Source organism: Burkholderia sp. Ac-20353 (genome assembly GCF_017104785.1).
Lineage (GTDB): Bacteria > Pseudomonadota > Gammaproteobacteria > Burkholderiales > Burkholderiaceae > Burkholderia.
This window is the reverse complement of the sequence record NZ_JAAGPL010000052.1, coordinates 42,863-50,360: the sequence shown is the minus strand read 5'-3', so window position 1 is coordinate 50,360 and position 7,498 is coordinate 42,863. Positions and strand designations below refer to the sequence as shown.

The window sequence follows — 7,498 nt, the reverse complement described above, 5'->3', positions numbered from 1 at the left end:
TGGCGGCAATTGAAGTACCGATGGCGTCGCTTCGTCACCTGGACCAAGGAAACCATCGACGCTGAACTCGCGGAGCTGCTACGCGGCTACGGCTCCGCTTTTCAAACCAGTTTCTCGTGAACACTTAGCTCACGAGCGTATCCGACACCTTGTCCAGCACCTGCGGATAGGTCAGGTCGTAGCCCCACTTCGTCGGATCGATGCCGTTCGCGCCGTAGAAGTAGTTGTATTCGTCGACCCATTCCTGCGGCTGAGACACGTTGTAGAACAGCGCAGTCGCATAACGCGGCACTTCGAAGATCGCCTGGTTCACGCAGTTGTACTTGCCTGCATTGAACGCTGGCAGCGGCCACGGCGCGCCATTGTCGTTTGCCGGACAGCCGGACGTACCGACCGGCGGCGTGGGCTTCGACGAATCCGACACGAGCACCCGCGTGCCGAACGATGCGAGCGCGCCGAGCGTCGTCGCGTTGTAGAGCCCGGAAATCTCCGGCGTGACGAGCGCTTGCGTCGTGTACGCCGAAAACCCGAAGCGCCGTGCGACGTTATGGTTGTTCTGCATTGCGGCAGCGACCTGCGCAGCCGTCGTCGTGAACGGCGGATCCAGCAGCAGGTGATCGTAGGTGTGGCTGATCCACTTGAAGCGGCCCTGGTTCGAGCGGACCTCGGTCGTCAGCGTATCGTTGCCGACACCCGGATAGTCGCCGAGGCCGCCATACGCGGTGCCGTATCCGGCGCCGTTGAACGCGAACGAAAGCTTCAGCGCCGCTGCGTTGGCGGTCTTGCCATTGAGGTTCGACTGCCACTTGACGACGTTGTCGAGATCGGCGCCGGTGATGCGGTACTCGCACGACGTGGTGCCCGTATACGACGCAACTGATCCCGGCGGATTGCCGAGCGGGCATTGTCCCGGCGGATTCGTGCCCGTTGTCGCGCCGCTGCGGACGTCGTACCAGAGGCCGGTGAGGTCGGACTGCGCATACGGAAAGAGCTCGTCCGGAATGCCGACATCGTCGACTTGCGGATCGAGGTACACGTGCCGACTGCCGAGGAACAGCCCGCGTGTGAGCCAGTTCACGATCCCGTACGACAGCGTCATCGAATGGACCAGGAACGGGTTGTGGTCGAACATCAGCGACAGGATTTCCCGCGACGTGCTGTCGCCCGCGAGCGGCGTCGCGTTCGCGAACAGGCACGTTGCGGCGACCGGATACGTGACGTTGTTCGTGCCTTTCGCCTGCAGCACCGGCGTGACGGTCGTGCCGGCCGGCAGCGGGCTCGCCGGCGACGCGAAATAGGTCCACGCGCTCTGCACCGTCAGCGGATTGCTCGCGCTCGTACCGGCGTTCAGGTACGGGAACAGCGCCGCGCCCGATGTCGTCAGTGTCGACGGCAGCGGCGAAGCGGTCGTGTCGCGGTAGCCGGCATACTGCAGACAGGCCGAGTCGCCTGGCCACGTGTACAGGCTCGCGAGCCGCACGTTGTACTTGAACTGGTAGCGCGCGAGCGTCTGCGCGAGCGCGCCGCCGGCGAACGGGTTCATGTAGCGGTAGTCGCTGACGGGCAGGATGATGCCTTCGTATAACGCGTGATTGCCGGTTTCGAGCGGCGGCAAGGTCGGATTGGTGGTGTCGTAGCGGTAGACCGCATATGGCACGCCGATCCGGTCGAGCGCCGTTTGCGCCATCTGCAGTTCCGGACCGTTGCCGGCCTGCTGGCTCGTGAGAATCAGCACCTTGAGATCGATCTGGGCGTCGACCGGCACCGCGTGGCCGGGAATGGCCAGCACGCAGAGTATTGCGGCGACGATGTCGCGCATCAGAAAATTCGGAAAACGAAATAATGATCGTATTGCGCTCATGACGGACCTCACGCATCGGGTATCGGATGACGGGATGTTTCCCGCGGGTAACGCGGCGATGCGGTGCCTAGAGTTTTTTCGGCGTGAAGGCCTGCTTGCGCATCGCTTCACCCGGATGCGGGCCGGTCGGCATCGTCGGCGGCCTGGCCGGAACCCGGGCCTCGGGCGCTGGCAGGGGATGGCCGCTGGGGCGCTTGCCGGCGCCGAACGCGGCCGGCGAGTCGAGTGCGGCGACGACGAGCAGTCCCGCGCAGGCGCAGGGCAGCAGCGTGCGCCACGCGAGCCGGAGCGGGTGGGTTCTGCGAGGTGTCATGATTTCCTCGTGACGCGGCGTAGCGTGTCGAATACGTTGCACAAACGACCATGACGTCGGTGGCATTGCAGATGTGTGATGCATGCCGATGTTCACCGGGCATATCCCGGGGCAATGACGACGGGTCTCCTGCACAGGCCAGTGCGGTCGTCGCGAAAGCGAAGCGGCTGTCTCCTGGCGGGCGACGATTACGGCGTGATGACACTCGCACGACAAGCTTCCCGACCTGTACGGCGGATGTAAGCTACATGCATGCCATCCGTATCAAGCTATTGATTTGTTGGCATATTTGTCGCTGCAATGTCAGTGCGGCGTCTGGAAAACGTAAGAAACGTTTCAGGTGCGATACGTTCGGTGCGAATGGCGCGCTGGCGGTGACGCGAACGGCGGCTTCGGATATTTCAGCCGTGCCCGGCTTTAGTGAAATAACCAATACGCTCCAGCCGATTCACTTCAGCAAGCTCGCCACGACATCGACGATCCGCTGCAGCAGCGCCTCGTCGTAAGGCACCCACAGGCCCGACCGCGGCAGTGACGCCGCCGGCTCCAGCGCCATGTCGACAGGTTCGCCGCCGCGCGTCACGCGGCCCGTCGCACAGTGCACGGAGAACTCACCGACCCGCACGTGGCGTTCGTCGATCGCGACAGCACCTTGCGCGATCCGGTCGGCCAACACGAGCGACAGCGTATGCCGGCGATGCTGCGCCATCACGCCGAGCGGCAGCGCCGACAGCCGATACAGGCGATCGTCGCGCGCCTGCCGCTCGGCATACCAGCGATCACGCTCGGCCGCTGCCAACGGCGCGTCGCTCGCATCGTCACCCAGCGCAAAGCCGGCGACACTCACGAGCAGGTCTGCCGCACGCGCGATCTCCGAGAAGACGACGGGATCCAGTTGCGTGATCGGCACGGGTATCCAGCGTCGCTCGTCCCTGCGTTCGAAGCCGATCGCGCCTGACGTGCCGTAACCGTCCGCGCCTGGATAGAGTCGCGCGGCAATGCCGAACGTCGCCCGCACGTCGCCGAATTCGCGCACGAGGCCGTCGTCGTAAGAGCGGATCGCCCAGCCCTCCCGCCGCGCAAGACCGAGCAGCGGACGCACCGCCAGCACATGCCCGTCGAACATCGCGGTGTCGCTGGCCGGCTGATCCGCAGGCGCGGGCACGTAGAACTCGCGGAATGCTTGCCTGACGTGCTGCCGGATCCGGCGTTCGACGACGGCGCGCTGCCACGCAAGCCGCTCGGCGGCGTCGGCCAGCAGCGGATGCCACAGGCGCACGGTGCCGTGCGCGTCGATCTCGCACGGGGCGCCGGCCGCGTCGTGCAGGACGATGCCGTCCTTTGTCGCATCGGGCATGAACGAAACGATCGCGCCGTCTCGCGCGTGTGCGTTCCAGATCATGCGAGTCGAGAACGCGGCGCCGGCCGGCGCATCCACGAGGCGCTGCCGCCATTCGGCGACGTCGAGCGTCATCGTCTGCCAGAAACCCGCTTCCATGCACGTGGCGAGCATCGCCAGCTGCTTCTTGTCCGGCTTCGCGTCGAGCGTCATGCGCAGGGCCGTGCGCGGTCGTTCGCCGAGCGCCCGTTCGGCAGGCTTCAGGTTGCGCGCGAGCTTCTTCTGCACACCCGCGTGACGGACCACCGCCAGCGCATCGCGCAACGCACGGACGCTCTCCGGCGTTGGAATCGTCTCGATCGCATGCCCGACCGCGATCGCGAGCGACTGCGACGGCGCGGTTTTCGCGGCGGTCGGCGCGACGCAAACGCCGGTCAACAGCGGCCCGATCAGCGGCCGGAACCACGGCTCGTCGCGATATGCGGCCACGCGCGCGGCGCGCGCGACGACCTGCGCATCGTCGGTCGTAAATGCGCGGTCGGCCGCGTACGGCATGCGTCCGCCGTGGAGATCGGCGACGATTCGCGCGGCCCCGGTCAGCGTCTCGCGTGCGAATTCGACATAGGCGATTTCGTCCGCGAGCGTGACGGCCGGATCGTCGAGATCGAACCACAGACGCTTCGGCGCAAAATAGCCGTCGTTAGTCGCCGCGAGCGCGAGCAGCGCGGCGGGCCCCAGTTCCTCGAGGGCGTCGCATTCCCGCGCGCGAAACGGCGAATCCTCGTGGGATTCGGCGACCTGGTCGCGCAGCGCGGTCCGGCCGCGGCGGCCGGCAAAGTATTCCAGCGCAAACACCCCGTACGACATCGAACTGCGCCACCCGCCTTCGGGCGTGTCGCGCAGGATGCGGTCCAGCTGATCCTGCACGGCGCGGGACGGCTGCAGCGACAGGTACGGCAGTTCCCGCAACGCGCGTTTCCAGTCGCCTGCCGCAATGTCGCGGCACAGTTCGATGCTTGCCGGTTCGTCGAGCAGTGGCACGAGGTCGAGTGTGTCGATCTGCTCGTGCAGCCAACGCGCGCATTCGCGGCGCGGGTCGGCGTAGTCCGGCAGATGGTCGGCTCGACGCAGCGCCGGCCAGACCTTGCCGAGCAGATGCGCATCGAGGCCGGACAGGTCGGGCGGCGCATCGTCGAAGCGCGGATGGCCACGCGTGCCGTCGAGCATCGCGATGAGTCGGTCGGCGAGGGCGGTTCGGGTGGATTCGTTCATGTTGGTTGGCAGCGCGCTTCTGCCGGGATCGGCCGTGTTGCCGTGTTGTTATCGAGGTGATCAGCGGCTGCGCAAGCGCGCCACCATCTCGTGAATCACGATATGGCGGATCGCCCTCAGCAGATGCATTTCGCCGCCGAGCGTCGCGGTCAGTTCGGGGCGGCTCGCGATCATCGCGTCGTTGTCGCGCGCGACGTCGAGCAGCAACTTGTCCGCTTCCGCCGGAATGCGCTGGAGCAACTCGTCGACGTGACGCATTGCAGTGCCGCGCGCGAGCCCGAGCGCTGCGCCGGCTGCCGCGAGCACGTCGCGCGTGAATTCCGCATAGCGCCGCACGCCGGCGACCGGCCGCGTGAACTCCGCGAGATCGGGCCAGCGGCTCTTCGCGCTGTAGGTTGCGGTTTCGTATACGCCGTCGCACAGCAGGTCGTAGTGCGGCGCCAGCGTCATCCCGCTGTCGCCGACGAGAAAGCTCAGGTTCTTCAGATGCGAATCGCCGTTGCCGACCACGATGCAGAATACGAGCCACCGGAAGATCCGCAGCCGCGCCGGCGCCGGTGCGCGGCACGCGTTCGCGAGCGCCGCGAGGGCGTCGAGCGACCAGCCCGTGTATTTCATCATCGCGGCGAGGTTGAGCACCTGGCAGCCGTCGATCGCATGCCGCCGCTCGACGCCGTCGGCCGTGACCTCGCGATCGAAGCGGCGGATCACGTAGACGGGCGCCGGCACGTAGCGCCGTTCGACGTCCGGCACGTCGAGGCCGACGCGGCGCGCGAGCGTCATCACGAACCACTCGTTGACGACGGAGTGCGGATAGTCGTGCGCGTGCGGATGATTCGGCTTCAGGATGTGCGTCGAGATCGCCTGGCCGCTCGGCTCGAACAGCCGCCCGTCGCGCAGCACGACCGGAAGCTTGTGCTGCGCACCCGCGAGCGACATCTTCTTCGGCGCGTCGTGCGTAAGGGGGACGGTCGGCAGATTGCGGATGCGCGCGTCGAGTTCGGCGTCGTCGAGCGGCCGCAGCCGCGTGTCGGCGTCCGCGTGATCGTCGGGCGTGCGCAGCGTGACCGAGCCGGCCGACTCACGGCCGTAGTGCGCGAGCAGCGCGAATGCATCGCTGATGTCGGGCAGCCCCGCGTCGCTCGCGAGCAGCGCGCGGACCGTCTCCTCGGGCAACAGGTTGTCGAAATACCACTGGACCGGACGCGTGGTTGCGCCATCGCGCAGGAGGTCCGCCTGAAGGGGCAGGTGAGGGCTCAGCGCGAAACGGGACGGCGCGTCGAGCCATGACGGCGCGTACTCGAACGCCCACAGGTTGCGGTCCTCGTGCAGCGTGCCGATCTGCTGGCCGTCGATCGACGCGATGAGGGCACGCTCAGTCATGCGGCGTCTCCGTGCCGTGCTGGCTTGCCGGGCGCGCGGTTTCCGGGTCGATCAGGATGCGACGCGCGATTTCCAGCGCACGCGCTGCGGTGGGCGCGTCCGGCCGATGCGGCGGGTGTTCGGTGCCTGCGTGCCGGGCGTTGGTGGCGGATCCGGACGCGTCGGCATCGGCGACCAGCAGCCGGGCGGCCTTCAGCACGCGCTCGTCGGCGAGCGGCGTGGCGCGCGGGTGGTCGTCGCTTTCGTCCAGCGCGTGAGCCGCATCGACGCGCAGCAGCAGGCGCTCGGCGGCCCGTCGTTCGCGGACGCTTGCGCGATGGTTCGCCCGGGCCGACTGGCGCTGGAGCAGTTCGTCGCTCGCGTCGGGGATGTCGAACACGACGCGCACGCCGAGCCCCTGCAGGATCTGGAACAGCTTGCCCCACTGGACGGTGTCCGCGCCCCGTTCGGCTTTCACCATGAACGATTCGCTGACGCCGACGCTGCCGGCCGCATCGTCCTGACGCAGGTTCTGGATCTTGCGGGCGGCGCGGATCACGCCGCCGATGTCCGACGCTTGTTCGATCGGGTAACGCATGTCGGGAAACTCCAGCCGCAGGGACGCCAGCAGCGCGCCAGAGGGTCATGGCGCGGACGCTTCGCCCGCCACGGCGGCAGGATGGAAAACTGTACGATCAAACAGTATTGCATCTGTGGCGCGAAAATCAAGCGAAAACTGTGTGATCGGCGAGTTTTCGTGTCACGCGGCACGCTGATGATGAAAACCGTTTGATCGTACAGTTTTATTGGGGCAGGCGCATTGCATTCGGGAAAACTGTTTGATTGCACAGTATCTGGCGATGGTCGCAACCTTGGCGCATGGCCGGCAAGATGCCCTCTACGCAGTGACACCAGAAGCACCAAAGAGACGGCCACGCGAAGGCATTCCGAACCACGCTATCGAACCCAGGCGGCATCTGGCTCTATGCGCTGAACCTGTGGGAAGCGCTCACGCGCCACCGTGACGACAGGCGGCTGGAGATCGACAACCTGTTGGTCGAGCGCGCTGCCGCTATCTGCAGATTGATTTGTACTGCAAAGATAAATGACATCGATCCCGAAGCTGCGCTGCTTGTTGATTGACATCGACATTTTCCGGCGATGCGCGTGCGCCATTCCATTATTCAAATCGCATATCGCTGATAGCCGGTAATCGAACCGACTCTGTCGCCTTCCGCCACGCAATTACGCCATTCACTGCTCGATTGCGGAATTGCGTGCAATGTCGACGGCAATCGGTTAAAGCGACATATGAAAATCCACATTCATTATTTAACAAGCCTTTGCGATC

5 protein-coding genes and 1 pseudogene are annotated in these 7,498 nt (G+C 65.8%); all 6 read right to left on the bottom strand.

Annotated elements, in window-relative coordinates:
- Positions 1–124: 124 nt before the first annotated feature.
- The gene (locus tag G3N94_RS17210; RefSeq protein ID WP_241021907.1) at positions 125–1,819 is read right to left on the bottom strand and encodes a hypothetical protein; all 1,695 of its coding nucleotides are present in this window, start codon (positions 1,817–1,819) and stop codon (positions 125–127) included.
- Positions 1,820–1,928: 109 nt separating this feature from the next.
- On the bottom strand, positions 1,929–2,174 hold the full coding sequence (locus G3N94_RS17205; protein WP_241021906.1) for a hypothetical protein: 246 nt from the start codon (positions 2,172–2,174) through the stop codon (positions 1,929–1,931).
- A gap of 448 nt (positions 2,175–2,622) precedes the next feature.
- Positions 2,623–4,785 (bottom strand): DUF4132 domain-containing protein, encoded by a 2,163-nt coding sequence (locus G3N94_RS17200; RefSeq protein ID WP_205793832.1) that lies wholly within the window; start codon positions 4,783–4,785, stop codon positions 2,623–2,625.
- A gap of 60 nt (positions 4,786–4,845) precedes the next feature.
- Positions 4,846–6,168: a HipA domain-containing protein gene (locus G3N94_RS17195; RefSeq protein WP_205793830.1), complete on the bottom strand. Its 1,323-nt coding sequence runs from the start codon at positions 6,166–6,168 to the stop codon at positions 4,846–4,848.
- 343 nt (positions 6,169–6,511) lie between these two features.
- Positions 6,512–6,745 (bottom strand): annotated as a pseudogene (locus tag G3N94_RS43215) (transcriptional regulator); the annotation flags it as partial.
- Positions 6,746–7,104: 359 nt separating this feature from the next.
- Positions 7,105–7,293 carry a hypothetical protein gene (locus G3N94_RS17185; RefSeq protein ID WP_205793827.1) on the bottom strand — a complete coding sequence of 63 codons (189 nt, stop codon included), beginning with the start codon at positions 7,291–7,293 and terminating at the stop codon, positions 7,105–7,107.
- Positions 7,294–7,498: the final 205 nt, after the last annotated feature.

Coding starts and splice junctions, on each gene's coding strand:
- G3N94_RS17210 (WP_241021907.1), bottom strand. CDS start 1,819: ATGCGCGACATCGTCGCCGCAATACTCTGCGTGCTGGCCATTCCCGGC.
- G3N94_RS17205 (WP_241021906.1), bottom strand. CDS start 2,174: ATGACACCTCGCAGAACCCACCCGCTCCGGCTCGCGTGGCGCACGCTG.
- G3N94_RS17200 (WP_205793832.1), bottom strand. CDS start 4,785: ATGAACGAATCCACCCGAACCGCCCTCGCCGACCGACTCATCGCGATG.
- G3N94_RS17195 (WP_205793830.1), bottom strand. CDS start 6,168: ATGACTGAGCGTGCCCTCATCGCGTCGATCGACGGCCAGCAGATCGGC.
- G3N94_RS17185 (WP_205793827.1), bottom strand. CDS start 7,293: ATGTCAATCAACAAGCAGCGCAGCTTCGGGATCGATGTCATTTATCTT.